Source organism: Enterobacter sp. 302C9 (genome assembly GCF_034106085.1).
GTDB lineage: Bacteria > Pseudomonadota > Gammaproteobacteria > Enterobacterales > Enterobacteriaceae > Enterobacter > Enterobacter asburiae_B.
Genome location: NZ_JAWNBW010000002.1, coordinates 86,611 through 106,197 on the forward strand (window position 1 = coordinate 86,611; position 19,587 = coordinate 106,197).

Sequence of the window (19,587 nt, forward strand, 5' to 3'; positions counted from 1 at the left end):
TCGCCATTATAAACCCAACCCGGCAGCAAACCAGCGCTTTTACCTGGCGTTTTTATTTGCCAGATGAATCCTGATGCGTACACTCATAACAATACGCTTTCAAAAGGATTTTTTTACCTATGACAACCTTCTACACCGTGGTGAGTTGGCTGGTCATTTTGGGATACTGGCTGTTAATCGCGGGTGTGACATTACGCATCCTGATGAAGCGCAGAGCCGTACCCTCTGCCATGGCCTGGCTTCTGATCATTTATATCCTCCCGCTGGTGGGAATTATTGCCTATCTCTCTTTCGGCGAGCTTCATCTGGGTAAACGCCGCGCCGAGCGCGCCCGTGCCATGTGGCCCTCCACCGCGAAGTGGCTGAACGATCTTAAGGCCTGCAAACATATTTTTGCCGAGGAGAACAGCAGCGTCGCCTCCTCACTGTTTAAGCTGTGCGAGCGCCGTCAGGGGATTGGCGGCGTTAAGGGCAATCAACTGCAGCTGCTGACCTCGTCCGATGACGTCATGCAGGCGTTAATCCGCGATATTCAGCTGGCTCGTCATAATATCGAGATGGTTTTTTATATCTGGCAGCCCGGCGGGATGGCTGACCAGGTCGCTGAATCGCTGATGGCCGCCGCGCGGCGCGGCATTCATTGCCGCCTGATGCTTGACTCCGCGGGTAGCGTGGCATTTTTCCGTAGCCCCTGGGCGGGCATGATGCGTAATGCCGGGATCGAAGTGGTTGAAGCGCTGAAGGTGAATCTCCTGCGCGTGTTTCTGCGCAGGATGGATCTCCGTCAGCATCGCAAAATGATCATGATCGATAACTATATTGCCTACACCGGCAGCATGAATATGGTTGACCCGCGCTTCTTCAAACAGGACTCGGGCGTAGGTCAATGGGTTGATTTGATGGCGCGAATGGAGGGGCCGATTGCCACCTCGATGGGCATCGTTTATTCCTGCGACTGGGAAATAGAAACCGGCAAGCGTATCCTGCCGCCACCGCCGGACGGCAATATCATGCCGTTTGAAGAGGCGAGCGGTCACACCATTCATACCATTGCTTCCGGGCCGGGCTTCCCGGAGGACTTAATCCATCAGGCGCTGCTGACGGCAACCTACTCGGCGCGTGAATATCTGATCATGACGACGCCCTACTTTGTCCCCAGCGACGACCTCCTGCACGCGATCTGTACCGCCGCGCAGCGCGGTGTCGATGTCAGCATCATTTTGCCACGCAAAAATGACTCCCTACTGGTGGGCTGGGCCAGCCGGGCATTCTTCAGCGAACTGCTGGCCGCAGGGGTAAAAATTTATCAGTTTGAAGGCGGATTGCTCCACACCAAGAGCGTTCTTGTCGACGGTGAGCTGAGCCTGGTGGGAACGGTCAACCTGGATATGCGCAGCCTGTGGCTAAACTTTGAAATCACGCTGGTCATTGATGATGCCGGCTTTGGCGGCGACCTTGCGGCGGTGCAGGATGATTATATCTCCCGCTCGCGGCTGCTGGATGCCAGACTGTGGGTAAAACGTCCGATGTGGCAGAGAATTGCCGAACGACTGTTTTACTTCTTTAGTCCGTTGCTGTAAAACGTGCCCAACGATGTTAAACAGGTAGTCATCATGGAAATGGATCTGAACAATCGCCTGACCGAAGACGAAACGCTCGAGCAGGCCTATGACATTTTTCTCGAACTGGCGGTTGATAATCTCGATCCCGCAGACGTGATCCTCTTCAATCTGCAGTTCGAAGAGCGCGGCGGCGCTGAATTGTTCGACCCTTCAGAAGACTGGGCTGAGCATGTGGATTTCGACCTGAATCCTGACTTCTTTGCCGAAGTGGTGATTGGGCTGGCCGATGAAGACGGCGGCGAAATTAACGATATTTTCGCCCGCGTCCTGCTCTGTCGCGAGAAAGACCACAAGCTGTGCCATATTCTCTGGCGCGAATAATAAAAAAGGCTGCGATTGCAGCCTTTTTTATTTACTCCGGCAATTCACTGCCGCAGCGGTAACAAAACCGCGCGCTGTGTTCATGTTCGCCCTGCTGGCAATGAGGACACTTACGCTGCTGCTTGCGGCTCTGAAACGCGCTGCTCATGTGTGTGGTAATAAGTCCCGTCGGGATCGCAATCACCGAATAGCCAATCAAAATCAGCACGGACGCCACGATGCGCCCCAGTGGCGTATGGGGCGTAATATCTCCGTAGCCCACGGTCGTGACGGTCACAATGGCCCAGTAGACGGACGCATTGAGCGTCGTAAAGCCATATTTAGGCCCTTCTATTAAATACATCAGCGCGCCAAAAACAATCATGACGATGGCAATAAACGAGTAGAACAAAATAAGCTGATGCCGGGCGCTGACGATCGCACTCCAGAACACGCGTAATGACGGCATAAAACGCAGCAATTTCAGAATACGTAATACCCGAATCACGCGCATCGCTCGCCAGGCAAAGACATAACTCAGGCTAATCTCCGGCCACAGCCACATGACATAGAGCGGCAGGATGGTGGCTAAATCGATAAATCCCCAGAAGCTGAAAACATATCTGGCCGGATTGGGCCAGGCTATTACCCGGAGGAGATATTCAGCGGTAAAAACCAGGGTAATCGCCAGCTCAAGCCAGACAAAGATATGCCATTCGTCAAACGTCAGGTGGTATTGCGTCCCGGCACCCGATTCAATAAAGATGACTACCACGCTGAGGAGCGCAAATAAACCGCACAGACCTTCAAAGCGTCGCCCTGAAACCGTTTCAGGGTCGAATAAAAAATGATATAGCCGCCGACGGGCTGACGTGAATATACGCGACACAGTTACCTCGCAAAAAATAAGGGCTGACATCATGTCAGCCCTTGCGATTATAACGGGTCTACTTTCAGGCAGGAAACCGCATGTCGGAAACTGCCTTCCAGAACCGGTCGCGTTTTAGCACATTCCGGCCCGGCCATCGGGCAGCGCGTGCGGAAGACGCAGCCTGACGGTGGGTTAATCGGCGAGGGTAATTCCCCTTCCAGAAGCTGGATGGTTTTATTTTTCTCCAGATCGGGATCGGGGATCGGCACCGCGGACATCAGCGCTCTGGTGTATGGATGCAATGGATTATGGTACACCTCGTCATAGGTGCCCAGCTCCACGGCATGCCCCAGATACATCACCAGCACGCGGTCAGAAATGTGTTTCACCACGGCCAGGTCATGCGCGATGAAGATCAGCGACAGCCCCATTTCGCGCTGCAGCTTCTGCAGCAGGTTAACCACCTGCGCCTGAATGGAGACGTCCAGCGCGGAAACCGGCTCATCGCAGATAATCAGCTTCGGTTCGAGGATCAGCGCACGGGCAATACCAATACGCTGGCACTGACCGCCGGAGAACTCATGCGGATAGCGGTTGATGAGGTTTGGCAACAGGCCGACTTTCATCATCATCGCCTTCACGCGATCGCGCACTTCCTGACGAGACATTTTCGGATGATAGGTGCGCAGCGGCTCGGCAATAATCTCGCCGATGGTCATACGCGGGTTTAATGATGCCAGCGGATCCTGGAAAATCATCTGGATATCGCTGCGCACCTCGCGCCACTCGTCGGGCTTCATGCCCAGCAGATCTTTACCCAGCCAGGCCACTTTACCGTCGGTGGCTTTGACCAGACCGATAATGGCTCGCGCAAAGGTCGATTTACCGCAGCCGGACTCTCCCACCACGCCCAGGGTTTCCCCTTCGTACAGGCGCAGCGTGACGCCGTCCACCGCTTTCAGGGTCTTCGGCGGCTGCCAGAACCACTGTTTGCCGTCTTTGATGTCGAAATGCACTTTAAGATCGGCGATTTCGAGCAGCACGTTGCGTTTTTCATCTAATGCGTTCATACCAGCTCCTCCTGCGGCTTAAAGCAGGCGCGCAGACGGCCTGGTGCAAACTCTTCCAGCGGCGGAGCGCTGTTGCAGATTTCCATCGCGTGCGGGCAGCGCGGCTGGAACGGACAGCCTTTCGGCAGACGCAGCAGGTTTGGCGGGTTGCCCGGAATGGTGAGCAGGGATTCCCCTTCCGCATCAAGACGCGGCACCGCGTTCAGCAGACCAATCGAGTACGGATGGGCTGGCTGATAGAAGACATCGCGCGCTTTGCCGTATTCCATGGTACGACCGGCGTACATCACCAGCACTTTGTCACAGATGCCCGCCACTACGCCCAGGTCGTGGGTGATCATGATAATCGCCGTGTTGAACTCGCGCTTCAGCTCGTTCAACAGGGTCATGATCTGCGCCTGAACGGTAACGTCCAGCGCGGTGGTAGGTTCATCGGCAATCAGCAGCTTTGGCCGGCACAGCAGCGCCATCGCAATCATCACGCGCTGACGCATACCGCCAGAAAACTCGTGCGGGAACATGCGCATACGCTTGCGCGCTTCCGGCATTTTCACCGCATCCAGCATTTTGACCGACTCTTCAAAGGCTTCCGCTTTGCCCAGGCCTTTGTGCAGCATCAGGACTTCCATCAGCTGCTCGCCTACGCGCATATACGGGTTCAGCGAGGTCATAGGATCCTGGAAAATCATCGAGATCTGCTCAGCGCGCAGCTTGTTCAGCTCGTGTTCCGGCAGGTTGAGGATTTCGCGACCGTTGAATTTAGCGGAGCCCCCAATCACGCCGTTAGCAGCCAGCAGGCCCATCAGCGCAAAGGCAGTCTGGGATTTTCCGGAACCGGATTCCCCTACGATCCCCAGCGTTTCACCCGCGCGCAGGTTGAAGTTGAGATCGTTGACGGCGGTAACATCCCCGTCCGGCGTTTTAAAGGTCACGCGGAGATCTTTCACATCCAGCAGAAGGTTATTCTGCTGTTGCGCCTGTGGCGCAGTGGCCGTTTCAATAATTGTCATGACGGCGCTCCTTAACGGTCTTTCGGGTCGAGGGCATCACGCAGGCCATCGCCGATAAAGTTAAAACAGAACAGGGTAACGACCAGGAAACCCGCCGGATAAAGCAGTAGCCACGGTGAAACTTCCATCGAGTTTGCGCCATCGCTTAGCAGCGCGCCCCAGCTGCTCAGTGGCTCTTGTGTACCCAGACCCAGGAAGCTCAGGAAAGATTCAAACAAGATCATGCTTGGTACCAGCAGTGAGGCATAAACCACCACCACGCCCAGCACGTTAGGAACGATATGGCGAACCACGATATTCCCGGTGGACACACCGCCTACCTGCGCGGCTTCGATAAACTCTTTGCGTTTGAGGCTCAGCGTCTGGCCGCGAACAATACGCGCCATATCCAGCCAGGAAACCATCCCGATAGCCACAAAGATCAGCAGGATATTCTGTCCGAAGAAGGTCACCAGCAGGATGACGAAGAACATGAACGGGAAGGAGTTCAGGATTTCCAGCAGACGCATCATTACCGAGTCTATTTTGCCGCCGAGGTAGCCGGAAAGTGAACCGTAGAGCGTACCCACGATCACCGCCACCAGCGCGGCAGCAATACCGACCATCAGCGAGATACGGCCACCGATAGCGACACGCACCAGCAGATCGCGTCCCGAGGAGTCCGTGCCAAAATAGTGGCCTGATTCCATATCCGGCGCGCTGGACATCATGCCCCAGTCGGTGTCGAAATAGGTAAATTGCGACAGCATCGGCGCCAGGGTCACAAACAGCGCGATGATCACCAGAACAACCAGACTGGCAACCGCTGCACGGTTGTGCATAAAGCGACGGCGCGCGTCCTGCCAGAGGCTACGACCTTCTACTTCCAGTTTTTCACTGAAGTTTTCCAGCGCCTCGCTGTTTTTCTTACTCAACATCATGGCGTGCTCCAGCGTTAGTAACGAATTTTCGGATCGATGACGGCATACAGCACATCGACGATAGCGTTAAAGAGAATGGTCAGCGCACCGACGAGAATGGTCAGGCTCAGCACCAGCGAATAGTCGCGGTTGAGCGCGCCGTTAACGAACAGCTGACCAATGCCGGGCAGGCCGTAGATTGTTTCGATAACCATAGAGCCGGTGATGATCCCGACGAATGCCGGTCCCATGTAGGAAAGCACGGGCAACAGCGCCGGTTTGAGCGCGTGGCGGAAGATAATCCGACGCATCGGCAGCCCTTTAGCGCGCGCGGTACGAATGAAGTTCGAGTGCAGCACTTCGATCATTGAACCACGGGTGATACGCGCGATACTGGCGATGTACGCCAGCGATAATGCCACCATTGGCAAAATCATGAACTTCAATGCCCCGCCGTTCCAGCCGCCGCCAGGCAGCCACTTCAGCGTGATGGCAAATATCATCACCAGTAATGGCGCGACAACGAAGCTGGGTATTACTACCCCGGTCATTGCCACCCCCATTACGGCATAATCCCATTTGGTATTTTGTCTGAGCGCGGCGATGACGCCTGCGGTGACCCCGAAAACGATGGCCAGAATAAATGCCGCAGCACCCAACTTAGCCGAAACCGGGAAGCTGGACGCGACCAGGTCGTTAACGGAATAGTCTTTATATTTAAATGACGGTCCAAAATCGCCGTGGGCCAGCTGCTTCAGGTAATTGAAGTACTGGGTGGAGATAGGATCGTTCAAGTGGTATTTCGCTTCGATATTCGCCATAACTTCAGGCGGTAGCGTACGCTCACCGGTAAATGGACTGCCCGGCGCAAGACGCATCATGAAGAAGGAAATCGTGATGAGAATAAATAGCGTTGGAATCGCTTCAAGACAGCGACGTAGGATAAATTTCAACATTGCCCGTACCTTCTGGCGTGTGCCTATATTATGTGACGTTGGTTAGACACCGTGGGGCGAGCACGCCCGCCCCACTCATTGCCATTAATGCTTGATAATATACAAGTTTTTAACGTAGATATTATCCATCGGGTCTTTACCGGTATACCCACCTACCCACGGTTTCACCAGACGGGCGTTAACGTAGTAGTAAACCGGAACGATCGCGGAATCTTTATCCAGCTGCTGCTCGGCCTGAGAGTACAGCTCTTTACGCTGTGCTTCGTCAGTGGTTTTCAGCGTGTCGCCAATCAGCTTGTCGAACGCCGGGCTCTTATAGTGAGCGGTGTTGTTCGAGCTGTCGCTCAGCATGGTGTTCAGGAAGGAGGTCGGTTCGTTATAGTCCGCACACCAGCCAGCACGAGCCACATCAAAGGTGCCCTGATGACGGCTGTCGAGGAAGGTTTTCCACTCCTGGTTCTCCAGCTTCACGTTCGCGCCCAGATTCTTTTTCCAGATTGAGGCAACGGCGATAGCCAGTTTTTTGTGCAGATCGGAAGTGTTGTACAGCAGGCTGAAGGTCAGCGGCTTATCTGCGGTGTAGCCCGCTTCGGCCAGCAGTTTCTTCGCTTCTGCGTTACGCTGTTCCTGAGTCTGTTTGAACCACTCTGGCTCGGTCAGTTTTGCACCATCGGTGTATGGAGGGGTGTAGCTGTACGCAGGCAGATCGCCCTGGTTTTTCACTTTGTTGACGATGATATCGCGATCCAGTGCCAGCTTCAGCGCAGTACGGACACGTACGTCGGTGAACGGTGCTTTCTGGTTATTGATTTCGTAGTAGTAGGTGCACAGGTACGGATCGACGTGAACTTCTTTAGGGATCTCTTTTTTCAGTTTCTGGAACAGTTCAATCGGCATGTTGTTATAGGTCATGTCGATTTCACCGCTGCGATAGCGGTTAACGTCAGTCACTTCGGACGAAATTGGCAGGTAGGTCACCTGGTCAATAACGGTTTTCGCGTTATCCCAATACTGCGGGTTACGGTCAAGCACCATACGTTCGTTGACCACCCAGTCTTTCAGCTTATAGGCACCGTTGGTCACGATATTGGCAGGCTGCGTCCATTTCTCACCAAATTTTTCCACGGCGGATTTTGGTACCGGGGAGACGGACGGGTGAACCAGCAGCTTATAGAAGTACGGAACAGGTTCGCTCAACGTCACTTCAAAGGTATTGGCATCGATCGCTTTTACGCCCAGGTCGGTAACAGGTTTTTTGCCCGCGATGATGTCATCAATATTGGCGATGTGGCCATATTGCAGGTAGCTCGCATACGGAGAGGCGGTGGTTGGATTCGCCAGACGCTGCCAGCTATAAACGAAATCTTCGGCCGTGACCGGTGTACCGTCGGACCATTTCGCATCTTTACGCAGATGGAAGGTCCAGACTTTGAAATCTTTGTTTTCCCATTTTTCTGCAACACCCGGCGCCGGGTGGCCGTCTACGTCTGTCACCAGCAGGCCTTCGAACAGGTCGCGGTTAACGTTAGACTCAGGAACACCTTCAATTTTGTGCGGGTCAAGAGACTGAACTTCCGCACCGTTGTTACGCACCAGCGTCTGTTTCTCCGCCAGTTGAACACCTGCAGGAACGTCCGCAGCCATTGCAGCGTTGCCCGCGATTAGCGCAGTTAAAATCCCCGCCGCTACCAGATTTTTTTTTGTGATGATGGACATTGTGTTGGTACTCCACTCATTATAATGACTGGCCTTCGCCAGCTGTGTAATCCCCTGTTGGGGCCTGTACAGCGCAGGAGTTTTTTTTGCTGCTGTCAGGTTCTTCTTTTACTGCTTGCTATCACCGACTTTTTTATTACTGACCGCTCGTATGGCCGTCTTGCGTCGATTCTTTACAGGCCTCCCCTGTTTGAGGCCTGCGCTGGATATCTGAGAAGAGAACCATATGAAAATAATTCTCATCTGCTTGTTTTATGCTGCAAAATATTAGGCCGGAAAGTATCAAATGGCGTAAACGCGCGCCAATACATTTTGCAAATTTGTTAAGCAATTCTCTTTTACGGTGAGTACCGCATCGTTGAGGGCAGCCCTGCCGGACATCGAACACCACTTAAAAATCATGACATTCAATAAGATAGAGAAAACTTTCTCTACAAGCGCGTCGCTGCGCTATCATCGAGTGATTTTGTACAAAAATTTAACAACTGGTTATTATTTAGCACATTCATCTAGGGGAATGTTGAATTTACTAATATCATTTCGGTTATCTCTCAGCAAGCCCCAGAGTATCATGTGAGTAAAATAACAGATCGATCGAAGGTTTTCTGCGCAGGCGGGTTTGGCGGGAATTAATAACTCATTGAAATACAAGCAATGAACATTATTAGTAGAATTTATTATGATATGTGAGCATTTCAACTTTAGTTATAGGATTTACTGATAATGACGTAAAAAAAACGGAGCCGTGGCTCCGTTCTTTCATACGAAATATCAGTGCAGCAAACCGGGGAAAATGCTTTTAATTCCCGTAACGATGAATTCAATCCCTAACGCCATCAACAGCAGGCCCATAATACGCGTTATGACGTTAATGCCCGTCTGCCCCAGCAGGCGCACCAGCCAGGGCGCCATGCGGAATACTCCCCAACAGCAGAGTGCGAAAAGCGCAATGGCAACGGAAAAGCCAATCAGGTGCATCAGGCTATGGTAACGCGTGCCCCAGACAATGGTTGAACTGATGGCGCCAGGGCCAGCCATGAGCGGTAAGGCCAGCGGCACCACGCCAATACTCTCGCGGATGGCGGTTTCTGACTTCTCCTGCTTGTTCTGTTTATCCTCGCCCAGCTTACCGCTGATCATGGACATGGCGATGGTCACGACCAGGATCCCACCCGCTATGCGGAAAGAGTCAATCGAAATGCCGAAGAGCTGGAGAATGGCGTCCCCAAGAAAAAGGGAGGTGAGCAATATGATAGCCACTGACAGGTTAGCGGTGAGGTTGGTCTTATTCCTCGCCGCCGCCGTCTGGTAACTCGTCATACTAATAAAGACAGGAATGATCCCCACCGGGTTGACCAGGGCAAACAAACCAATAAAAAATTTAAAATACGTTGGAAAATCAAAGAGCGTTTGGATCACGTTTTGCTCCGCTTATACACATGCCCGGGACTGACACTTTGTCATGAGAAATCGCGCTGAAGATACCCTTTTTATTAGCATACTTCACTCGAAATCTGTGGCAAAACGTTATCATTTCAGGATGTTAAACATATGTATAATCAATGATAGCGTCGCTTCCATTACTTACGTAATTATTTAACACTTGAAAAATCTCAACGAAATAACCCTGCTGAAAGGTATCAGCTTGGGGGAAAATTGACGCAGATCATGATTTCCGTACTCAGAAGTGAGTAATCTTGGTTACGCCCCCAGGGAGATCACCTGATAAAAAGGGATGATGCTAAGGTAAGGCTCTTTTAGTAAATTAGTGTGCTGACGCAGAAAGTAACTCTTTGTTTTACTTTGTGTTACGCAAGTCGTATCGGCTCTGTCTATACTGTGTGACGTATCGAGCGCTGGTTTACTAAAAGAGTTTAAACATTATCAGGAGAGCATTATGGCTGTTACTAATATCGCTGAACTGAACGCCCTCGTCGAGCGCGTTAAAAAAGCCCAGCGTGAATATGCCAATTTCACCCAAGAACAGGTTGATAAAATCTTCCGCGCGGCCGCACTGGCTGCTGCAGATGCTCGAATCCCTCTCGCTAAAATGGCCGTTGCCGAATCCGGCATGGGTATCGTGGAAGATAAAGTGATCAAAAACCACTTTGCTTCCGAGTATATCTACAACGCCTATAAAGATGAGAAAACCTGTGGCGTGCTGTCCGAAGACGACACCTTCGGTACCATCACCATCGCTGAACCTATCGGCATCATCTGCGGTATTGTTCCGACAACTAACCCGACGTCTACAGCTATCTTCAAATCACTGATTAGCCTGAAGACCCGTAACGCAATCATCTTCTCTCCACACCCACGTGCAAAAGACGCGACTAACAAAGCGGCAGATATTGTCCTGCAGGCGGCGATCGCTGCTGGCGCACCAAAAGATCTGATTGGCTGGATCGACCAACCTTCCGTTGAGCTCTCCAATGCGTTGATGCATCACCCGGACATTAACCTGATCCTGGCGACCGGTGGTCCTGGCATGGTTAAAGCCGCATACAGCTCCGGTAAACCAGCGATCGGTGTGGGCGCCGGTAACACCCCTGTTGTTATCGACGAAACTGCTGACATCAAACGTGCCGTTGCGTCTGTACTGATGTCTAAAACCTTCGATAACGGCGTGATCTGTGCATCTGAACAGTCTGTTGTTGTTGTTGATTCCGTGTACGACGCTGTTCGTGAACGTTTCGCCAGCCACGGCGGCTACCTGCTGCAGGGCAAAGAGCTGAAAGCCGTTCAGGACATTATCCTGAAAAATGGCGCACTGAACGCCGCTATCGTGGGTCAGCCAGCGTACAAAATTGCTGAACTCGCAGGCTTTACCGTTCCGGCAACAACCAAAATCCTGATCGGTGAAGTGAAAGTTGTCGACGAAAGCGAGCCGTTTGCACATGAAAAACTGTCTCCAACGCTTGCCATGTACCGTGCGAAAGATTTCGAAGACGCGGTAGAGAAAGCCGAGAAACTGGTTGCCATGGGCGGTATCGGTCACACGTCTTGTCTGTACACCGACCAGGATAACCAGCCAGAACGCGTTGCCCACTTCGGTCAGATGATGAAAACTGCACGTATCCTGATTAACACCCCTGCTTCTCAGGGTGGTATCGGTGACCTGTACAACTTCAAACTCGCACCTTCCCTGACTCTGGGTTGTGGTTCCTGGGGTGGTAACTCCATCTCTGAAAACGTTGGTCCAAAACACCTGATCAACAAGAAAACCGTTGCTAAGCGAGCTGAAAACATGTTGTGGCACAAACTTCCGAAATCTATCTACTTCCGCCGTGGCTCTCTGCCAATCGCGCTGGATGAAGTGATTACTGATGGCCACAAACGTGCGCTCATCGTGACTGACCGTTTCCTGTTCAATAACGGCTACGCTGACCAGATCACCTCTGTACTGAAAGCGGCTGGCGTTGAAACTGAAGTGTTCTTTGAAGTTGAAGCTGACCCTACCCTGAGCGTGGTGCGTAAAGGTGCTGAGCTGGCTAACTCCTTCAAACCAGATGTGATTATCGCTCTGGGCGGCGGTTCCCCAATGGACGCCGCGAAAATCATGTGGGTCATGTATGAGCATCCTGAAACCCACTTCGAAGAACTGGCGTTGCGCTTTATGGACATCCGTAAACGTATCTACAAGTTCCCGAAAATGGGCGTAAAAGCGAAAATGATCGCGGTAACCACCACTTCCGGTACCGGTTCAGAAGTTACGCCATTCGCAGTAGTAACGGACGATGCAACAGGTCAGAAATACCCACTGGCTGACTATGCACTGACCCCAGACATGGCTATCGTTGATGCGAACCTGGTCATGGAGATGCCGAAGTCACTGTGTGCGTTCGGTGGTCTGGATGCGGTAACTCACGCCCTGGAAGCTTACGTTTCTGTGCTGGCATCTGAGTTCTCTGACGGTCAGGCTCTGCAGGCGCTGAAACTGCTGAAGGAAAACCTGCCAGCGTCCTACAACGAAGGGTCTAAAAACCCGGTAGCACGTGAACGCGTTCACAGTGCAGCAACCATCGCCGGTATCGCGTTTGCGAACGCCTTCCTGGGTGTTTGTCACTCTATGGCGCACAAGCTGGGCTCTCAGTTCCACATTCCTCACGGTCTGGCGAACGCCCTGTTGATCAGCAACGTTATCCGTTATAACGCTAACGACAACCCAACCAAGCAGACTGCTTTCAGCCAGTACGACCGTCCGCAAGCGCGCCGTCGTTACGCTGAAATCGCAGACCACCTTGGTCTGAGCGCACCGGGTGACCGCACTGCTGCGAAGATTGAGAAACTGCTGGCATGGCTGGAAAGCCTGAAAGCTGAGCTGGGTATTCCCAAATCTATCCGTGAAGCAGGCGTTCAGGAAGCTGACTTCCTCGCTCACGTAGATAAGCTGTCTGAAGATGCATTCGATGACCAGTGTACTGGTGCCAACCCGCGCTACCCACTGATCTCCGAGCTGAAACAGATTCTGCTGGATACCTTCTACGGTCGTGAGTTCAAAGAAGGTGACGTTGCCGCTGTGAAAACAGAAGTTCCTGTCATCAAAGCTGACAAGAAAGCGAAGAAAAGCGCTTAATTGAAAGCAGAAGAAAAAACCCGCCTTTATGGCGGGTTTTTTTATGTCTGTATAACAAGGCTGGCGTTATTTCCTGTTGTCGTGTTGAATCGCCGTCAGCGAGCCTACAGACAACGCTTCTTTATAATGCTTACGACAGACTGAAACATAGCGTTCATTACCGCCTATAACCACCTGCTCGCCATCTGCATAAGGTTTCCCGGCCTGGTCAAGACGAAGCACCATGCTGGCTTTTCGACCGCAGAAGCAGATTGTTTTCAATTCGACAAGCTTATCCGACCAGGCAAGCAAATACTGGCTACCAGCAAAGAGCTCACCGCGGAAATCCGTACGCAGGCCGTAACACAGCACGGGAATATCGAGCTCATCGACCACCTCTGAAAGGGCAAGAACCTGTTCACGCGTCAGAAACTGGCTCTCATCTACCAGAACACAGTGAATGGGCTGCAAAGCATGTTCTGTACGAATGTCCTCAAACAGATCGGTTTTCGGGTTAAACAGTCTGGCAGGCGACGAGAGCCCTATTCTGGAACTCACCTTCCCTGCGCCAAAGCGATCGTCAATTTCAGCCGTATAAACAACGGTACGCATCCCGCGCTCCTGGTAATTGTACGAGGATTGCAGCAACGCGGTGGATTTCCCGGCATTCATTGCCGAATAGTAGAAATAAAGTTGTGCCATTGGCCGTAAAACCCTAATCAATGTGTAATATTCCCGATGATTCATTGTACCATAATTTGTCTGGTCATCAGCGATGTAGCATACAGAGGAAGCGTTTCAGCGCGGAGTTCACAACCTTCTTTTCATGAAAATAACCCGCTAAAACATGAAGTAAACGCCTTCAGCCTGGCCAATATGTTATATGTTTAGCCAAACATAACACTGCATTTTATAGTGGAATCGCCATTCATTAAAATTCACTATTTATTAACTATTTCAGTCTTAACATCACGGTGGGGAACTAATACAAAAGGCTGATATTTCTCCGCCGCAACTATAATTCCTGCGGTAAATGTCACAAAAAAAAGAGGCAATCGACCGGGTCCAGCCGGGTTAGCTGATAACAAACGAGACTGTTGGGTGATGAAATTTAAGTTAGCGTAATTAATAATAGCGGCATTATTTAGTATTTTTTGAATTCCTTACATTCCTGGCTATTGCACAACTGAATTTATGGCTCTATTATTAGGTCAACAAACCACCCCCCATTATAAGTTTGAGATTACTACAATGAGCGAAGCACTTAAAATTCTGAACAACATCCGTACTCTTCGTGCGCAGGCAAGAGAATGCACCCTCGAAACGCTTGAAGAAATGCTGGAAAAATTAGAAGTTGTAGTTAATGAACGTCGTGAAGAAGAAAGCGCAGCTGCTGCTGAAATCGAAGAACGTACTCGTAAACTGCAGCAATATCGTGAAATGCTGATTGCTGATGGTATCGATCCAAATGAATTGCTGAACAGCATGGCTGCAGCTAAAACCGGTACTAAAGCCAAGCGTGCTGCTCGTCCTGCTAAATATAGCTACGTTGACGAGAACGGCGAAACAAAAACCTGGACTGGCCAGGGCCGCACTCCTGCTGTTATCAAGAAAGCCATGGACGAACAAGGTAAACAGTTGGACGACTTCCTGATCAAGGATTAATCCAGACGTATTCAGAAAAATCCCGCGTAATGCGGGATTTTTTTTAACCTAAATTTGTCGCAAACATCCCCTTACACTCTGTCATAAAGCATTATTTGGCAATTTTAATAACTGTACTTTGAGACAGGTTTTGGAAGTGTTTAGGGCATAAAAAAACCGGTGGGCAGCGCCTCACCGGTTTCGGACATATCTAACCGTGGCTTATTTCTTAATACCTACGCTCTCTTTGAGCCAGGTTTTAAATTCTTCACCAAGAGTATTGTGGCGAATACCATATTCAACGAACGCCTGCATATAACCAAGCTTATTACCGCAGTCATGGCTCTTACCTTTCATATGGTAAGCCTCAACGGTCTCTTTCTCGATCAGCATATCAATGGCATCCGTCAGCTGAATCTCATCACCCGCTCCTGGAGGCGTTTTCGCCAGCAGAGGCCAGATTTCAGCGCTCAGGACATAGCGACCTACAACAGCCAGGTTTGAAGGCGCTACGTCGGCTTTAGGCTTCTCTACCACGCCAACCATTGGCACGCTTTCGCCCGGCTCAAGGTTAACGCCTTTGCAGTCAACCACACCGTATGCCGTCACGTCTTCAACAGGCTCAACCATAATCTGGCTGCTACCGGTTTCGTCGAAACGTTTGATCATCTCTGCCAGGTTATCCTGAGAAAGATCGGATTCGTATTCGTCCAGAATTACGTCAGGCAGAATTACCGCTACAGGCTCATTACCTACAACAGGATGTGCACACATCACAGCGTGGCCCAAACCTTTAGCCAGGCCCTGACGAACCTGCATAATGGTAACGTGTGGCGGGCAAATAGACTGAACTTCTTCTAACAGCTGACGCTTAACACGTTTTTCCAGCATGGCTTCAAGTTCAAAGCTTGTATCGAAATGGTTTTCGATAGAGTTTTTTGATGAATGCGTAACCAGCACAATTTCAGTGATGCCGGCTGCGATACATTCATTAACGACATACTGGATTAATGGCTTATCAACCAGAGGCAGCATCTCTTTAGGAATTGCCTTAGTTGCTGGTAACATCCTGGTCCCCAATCCCGCTACCGGGATGACGGCCTTTCTGACTTTCGAATTTAGGGCAGCCATTCAAATTCTCCTGAGCTGTTCAAGTTTTGAACTTTTATGCAATAAATAACGCGTTGAGTATATCAGCCTCACCCCGCAGTCCGGGTCTGAAAAGAACGCGTTGCCGATCAATTAGGACAAATACGCATGAATCTGGGCAGCGATAGTAGCACTCCCCGTAAAACACAGGTAAAGCAATCTTAAAATTAAGATCCAATTGCTTATTCCGTGGACAACATTAAGCGTAGCCGTCCCCCGGCGCCCCAAATTTGGCACTGCCAGGAGGAACAGCGGTGGCTAATTTGATTAAGATACGCCGTACCCAATGTCCCAAGCGGAACACCGTTACTCACCTGAATATGATGTTCACCGGTATTCAGTGAAGCGTTGAGACCTGCTGAAACGAGGATCAGATTCTTTAAACCGCTGTGGTAATAGCCGACCAGCAGCGGGAACTGTCCAGGCAAATTAGCCTGGCGAAAAAGCTGGTTTACCTGTTTGAGCAAACTACCTAACTCCGGCAGCCGTTGTCCCTGATGGGATAACTGTTCCTGCAGCAGACCATTAAAAAGCGCGCGAAGAAGTAACGCGGCTAATACACCATTATCCCCTGCCCGGGTGACATCCAGAGAATAAAACGCAAGGTCGGAATCAGATAAAGGTGCGATATCCAGTACCAGTCCCGGCTGATCAGCCGCCACCAGCTGACGATAATTTACGCGGCAGTGTGAAATAGTTTGCTGTACGGGTGGCTGAAGTTCTTGCAACAGTTTCGCCGCAGCAGGAGGGTCACTCACCAGGGCATCCCAGTCCTGGAAAAGACGCTCCTCTTCCTCTACCCGGGAATTAAACATATTCGGATAAAGGCACGCTAAGACCGTTTCTCGCAGCCGGTTCAGATCCTTGACCGGTTTAAGCAGAATATCCTGGACACCGAGTCGCAATGCTTTGGCGATATCCGCCATATTCTCTGTGGCAGAGATCACCAGAATCGGCGTCTGGTTGCCTTCGTTACGCAGATGTTCAACCAGCTTCAGCCCGTTCATGCGCGGCATCTCAATGTCGCAAATCATTAAATCGGGCGTAATGCTGATCATTTTTTCCAGGGCGTCGATACCATCTTCAGCCAGTGAAGTGATTGCTCCCAGCGAGGATAACCACGAATCCAGTAGCGATCGGAAAACGGGCTCGTCTTCAACAATCAAAATGTGTTTTCCGGCCAATGGCTGCGTCATGGTTCCTCCCCTGGCTGACAGTAACTAAATAGTGGCATGCGATCGGCACTATCGCCTGTCAGATTTTGCTGAAGTAGTCAAAAAAAGGTGCTTAACGTGCTGTTTGCACAAAAGGCAACAATTCGTCCATTTTCTTTTCGACGGCTAACGAGCCCGCTGCGATGGCGGCCTCAGCCCGATGGAAATCAAGAGTAGAGATTTGCGGACAGTAAGGCTGAATAAGAATATCTGGCGGGTCGCCTGCCATACGATTGCGCTTAAGGCGATTCTCCAGTACCTGGATTGACGTGGTCATGATTTCTATCGCCGTCGGCGCGGTAACCGAGCGTCGCGCGGCCATGCGCCCGATTCTACCGCGCAGGCGCTCATGCCAGGCCAGTTTCTCGCCCTCGGCATCTTCGCTCTGGAGATTGACCGGCATGAGGTCCTGTTGCATCAGGTGGGCGTCGTGCTGCAGGTCGACGGCAATTACGATATCCGCCCCCATTGCACGGGTCAGAGAGATGGGAACCGGGTTTACAACGCCACCGTCGACAAGCCAGTAACCGTTGTGTGGGACAGGTGCCATGAGCCCCGGCATGCTGCAGGAGGCGCGCACGGCAAGATGGATGTCCCCTTCGGTTAACCACAGTTCGCGCCCCGTGCTGAGGTTCGTCGCGACGGCGCCAAAGGGCATCTGACAATCAGTGAAGTCTTCGAGAGGCATAACCTGACGGAACTGGTTAAAGACGCGTTCGCCGCGCAACAGCCCACCACGCTGCCACGAGAGGTCCATCAGACGCAGGACGTCCCAGTAACTGAAGGAACGCACCCAGGTCTCGAGTTCCGGAAGCTTCCCGCACGCGTAGGCGGAGCCGACAAGCGATCCTATTGAACAACCTGCGACAATATCTACGTTAATGCCCATCTTGTTTAAGGCATTAATCACGCCGATGTGTGACCATCCCCGGGCTGCACCTGAGCCCAGCGCCAGTCCAATTTTAACCTTTCTCATTAGCCCTGTTTTACTTCCCCTGGATTCCTGACATAGCGTCAACGCAACAGCTCAGTTAACATAGTGCTACCCGAAGCGTTTTACGCCTTTATTATTTGTTCCAGGAAGAGAATCGTGTCTCAACTCTGCCCTTGTGGTAGCGCTCTGGAGTATAGCCTATGTTGCCAGCGATATCTGTCTGGCGATCAGGTTGCACCAGACCCGTCACACCTCATGCGTTCACGTTACACCGCTTTTGTGATCAAAGACGCAGACTACCTGATTAAAACCTGGCATCCCTCCTGCCATGCTGCCGAATTCAGACAGGACATCGAAGCCGGCTTCGCGAACACGCAGTGGCTCGGCCTCACCGTCTATGAATCCTCAACGGGCAGTCATGTGGATGAAGGTTACGTCAGCTTTGTTGCTCGTTTTACCGAGAATAATAAACCAGGTGCCATTATCGAGCGTTCCCGGTTCTTAAAGGAAAGCGGGCAGTGGTATTATATTGACGGAACGCGCCCACAGTTTGGTCGTAACGATCCCTGCCCGTGTGGTTCAGGTAAAAAATTTAAAAAGTGTTGCGGGCAGTAATGCCTGACAACCCAGACTTCGCAAATACAAACAGGATTTCCCGGCGATGCAATCATTACAACGTAAAGTTCTGCGCACCATCTGTCCCGATCAAAAAGGACTGATCGCACGAATTACCAACATTTGCTACAAACATGAACTGAATATCGTGCAGAACAACGAGTTCGTTGACCACCGTACCGGCCGCTTCTTTATGCGTACCGAACTCGAAGGTATTTTCAACGACACCACCCTGCTTGCCGATCTCGACAGCGCGCTTCCGGAAGGTTCCGTGCGCGAGCTGACCCCAGCCGGTCGACGCCGCATCGTGATCCTGGTGACCAAAGAAGCACACTGTCTGGGCGACCTGCTGATGAAAGCAAACTACGGCGGTCTGGACGTGGAAATAGCTGCCGTTATTGGCAACCATGAGACGCTGCGCACGCTGGTCGAGCGTTTTGATATTCCGTTCGAGCTGGTGAGCCACGAAGGCCATACCCGTGAAGAACACGACGATCTGATGGCGCAGGCCATTGAAGCGCATAACCCGGACTACGTGGTGCTGGCGAAATACATGCGCGTGTTAACGCCATCCTTCGTGGCGCGTTTCCCGAACAAGATCATCAACATTCACCACTCGTTCCTGCCGGCCTTTATTGGCGCGCGTCCCTACCACCAGGCCTACGAGCGCGGCGTGAAGATCATCGGTGCGACCGCGCACTATGTGAATGACAACCTGGACGAAGGTCCAATCATCATGCAGGACGTGATTCACGTGGACCACACCTACACGGCCGAGGACATGATGCGTGCAGGGCGTGACGTTGAGAAGAACGTGCTCAGTCGTGCGCTGTATCAGGTGCTGGCGCAGCGTGTCTTTGTCTACGGCAACAGAACCATCATTCTTTAATCTTTCGGAAAATGAATTGATTAGCTTTGCGCCTTTACGGATAAAAAGCAGGCAAACAGCTTCATTTACCTAAAGGAATGCTTTACAGGGGCGCCTCATTTGATATGATGCGCCCCGCTTCCAGCAGAAGCAGGTAAGTCAAA

At 51.5% G+C, this 19,587-nt stretch carries 17 protein-coding genes; 6 read left to right on the forward strand and 11 right to left on the reverse strand.

Annotated elements, in window-relative coordinates; all coding sequences use genetic code 11:
• The first annotated feature begins 119 nt into the window (after nucleotides 1-119).
• A complete protein-coding gene (cls, locus tag UR289_RS06180; protein ID WP_029741729.1) occupies nucleotides 120-1,580 on the forward strand; it encodes a cardiolipin synthase in 1,461 nt (486 codons plus the stop codon).
• Between the two features lie 33 nt (nucleotides 1,581-1,613).
• The gene (locus UR289_RS06185; protein WP_006810881.1) at nucleotides 1,614-1,943 is read left to right on the forward strand and encodes an HI1450 family dsDNA-mimic protein; all 330 of its coding nucleotides are present in this window, start codon (nucleotides 1,614-1,616) and stop codon (nucleotides 1,941-1,943) included.
• A 31-nt stretch (nucleotides 1,944-1,974) separates the two neighbouring features.
• Here the strand turns inward: UR289_RS06185 and UR289_RS06190 are convergent, their stop codons facing one another.
• The 7 genes from UR289_RS06190 to UR289_RS06220 form a co-directional block, all read right to left on the reverse strand.
• On the reverse strand, nucleotides 1,975-2,844 hold the full coding sequence (locus tag UR289_RS06190) for an ion transporter (RefSeq protein WP_219939755.1): 870 nt from the start codon (nucleotides 2,842-2,844) through the stop codon (nucleotides 1,975-1,977).
• Between the two features lie 14 nt (nucleotides 2,845-2,858).
• Entirely contained in the window at nucleotides 2,859-3,863 is a 1,005-nt protein-coding gene (gene oppF, locus UR289_RS06195) for a murein tripeptide/oligopeptide ABC transporter ATP-binding protein OppF (RefSeq protein WP_023312094.1), read from the reverse strand.
• On the reverse strand, nucleotides 3,860-4,873 hold the full coding sequence (locus UR289_RS06200) for an ABC transporter ATP-binding protein (protein ID WP_023312095.1): 1,014 nt from the start codon (nucleotides 4,871-4,873) through the stop codon (nucleotides 3,860-3,862). The genes oppF and UR289_RS06200 overlap by 4 nt, the downstream gene beginning before the upstream one ends.
• An 11-nt stretch (nucleotides 4,874-4,884) precedes the next feature.
• Complete coding sequence (gene oppC, locus UR289_RS06205) at nucleotides 4,885-5,793, reverse strand: oligopeptide ABC transporter permease OppC (protein ID WP_023312096.1); 909 nt, start codon at nucleotides 5,791-5,793, stop codon at nucleotides 4,885-4,887.
• 14 nt (nucleotides 5,794-5,807) lie between these two features.
• Nucleotides 5,808-6,728, reverse strand: a complete 921-nt coding sequence (gene oppB / locus UR289_RS06210) for an oligopeptide ABC transporter permease OppB (RefSeq protein WP_008502786.1) — start codon at nucleotides 6,726-6,728, stop codon at nucleotides 5,808-5,810.
• 84 nt (nucleotides 6,729-6,812) lie between these two features.
• Nucleotides 6,813-8,444 (reverse strand): oligopeptide ABC transporter substrate-binding protein OppA, encoded by a 1,632-nt coding sequence (oppA, locus tag UR289_RS06215; RefSeq protein WP_038417461.1) that lies wholly within the window; start codon nucleotides 8,442-8,444, stop codon nucleotides 6,813-6,815.
• A 771-nt stretch (nucleotides 8,445-9,215) separates the two neighbouring features.
• Entirely contained in the window at nucleotides 9,216-9,863 is a 648-nt protein-coding gene (locus tag UR289_RS06220) for a YchE family NAAT transporter (protein WP_023312098.1), read from the reverse strand.
• A 478-nt stretch (nucleotides 9,864-10,341) separates the two neighbouring features.
• Here UR289_RS06220 and adhE point away from each other — a divergent pair, with 478 nt between their 5' ends.
• A complete protein-coding gene (gene adhE / locus UR289_RS06225) occupies nucleotides 10,342-13,020 on the forward strand; it encodes a bifunctional acetaldehyde-CoA/alcohol dehydrogenase (protein ID WP_023312099.1) in 2,679 nt (892 codons plus the stop codon).
• Nucleotides 13,021-13,086: 66 nt separating this feature from the next.
• On the opposite strand, the gene tdk is transcribed toward adhE, so the two are convergent.
• The gene (gene tdk / locus UR289_RS06230; protein WP_182383680.1) at nucleotides 13,087-13,701 is read right to left on the reverse strand and encodes a thymidine kinase; all 615 of its coding nucleotides are present in this window, start codon (nucleotides 13,699-13,701) and stop codon (nucleotides 13,087-13,089) included.
• Between the two features lie 549 nt (nucleotides 13,702-14,250).
• Between tdk and hns the strand changes: the two genes are divergently transcribed.
• Complete coding sequence (gene hns / locus UR289_RS06235; RefSeq protein WP_008502781.1) at nucleotides 14,251-14,664, forward strand: histone-like nucleoid-structuring protein H-NS; 414 nt, start codon at nucleotides 14,251-14,253, stop codon at nucleotides 14,662-14,664.
• Nucleotides 14,665-14,865: 201 nt separating this feature from the next.
• On the opposite strand, the gene galU is transcribed toward hns, so the two are convergent.
• The 3 genes from galU to rssA form a co-directional block, all read right to left on the reverse strand.
• On the reverse strand, nucleotides 14,866-15,774 hold the full coding sequence (gene galU / locus UR289_RS06240; RefSeq protein ID WP_320709457.1) for a UTP--glucose-1-phosphate uridylyltransferase GalU: 909 nt from the start codon (nucleotides 15,772-15,774) through the stop codon (nucleotides 14,866-14,868).
• Nucleotides 15,775-15,974: 200 nt separating this feature from the next.
• On the reverse strand, nucleotides 15,975-16,988 hold the full coding sequence (gene rssB / locus UR289_RS06245) for a two-component system response regulator RssB (RefSeq protein WP_033145760.1): 1,014 nt from the start codon (nucleotides 16,986-16,988) through the stop codon (nucleotides 15,975-15,977).
• 91 nt (nucleotides 16,989-17,079) lie between these two features.
• Nucleotides 17,080-17,982, reverse strand: coding sequence for a patatin-like phospholipase RssA (rssA, locus tag UR289_RS06250; protein WP_143346876.1), 903 nt, complete (start codon nucleotides 17,980-17,982; stop codon nucleotides 17,080-17,082).
• Between the two features lie 114 nt (nucleotides 17,983-18,096).
• Between rssA and UR289_RS06255 the strand changes: the two genes are divergently transcribed.
• Both UR289_RS06255 and purU read left to right on the forward strand, forming a co-directional pair.
• The gene (locus UR289_RS06255; RefSeq protein WP_045888025.1) at nucleotides 18,097-18,555 is read left to right on the forward strand and encodes a YchJ family protein; all 459 of its coding nucleotides are present in this window, start codon (nucleotides 18,097-18,099) and stop codon (nucleotides 18,553-18,555) included.
• A 46-nt stretch (nucleotides 18,556-18,601) separates the two neighbouring features.
• On the forward strand, nucleotides 18,602-19,444 hold the full coding sequence (purU, locus tag UR289_RS06260; RefSeq protein ID WP_023312104.1) for a formyltetrahydrofolate deformylase: 843 nt from the start codon (nucleotides 18,602-18,604) through the stop codon (nucleotides 19,442-19,444).
• Nucleotides 19,445-19,587: the final 143 nt, after the last annotated feature.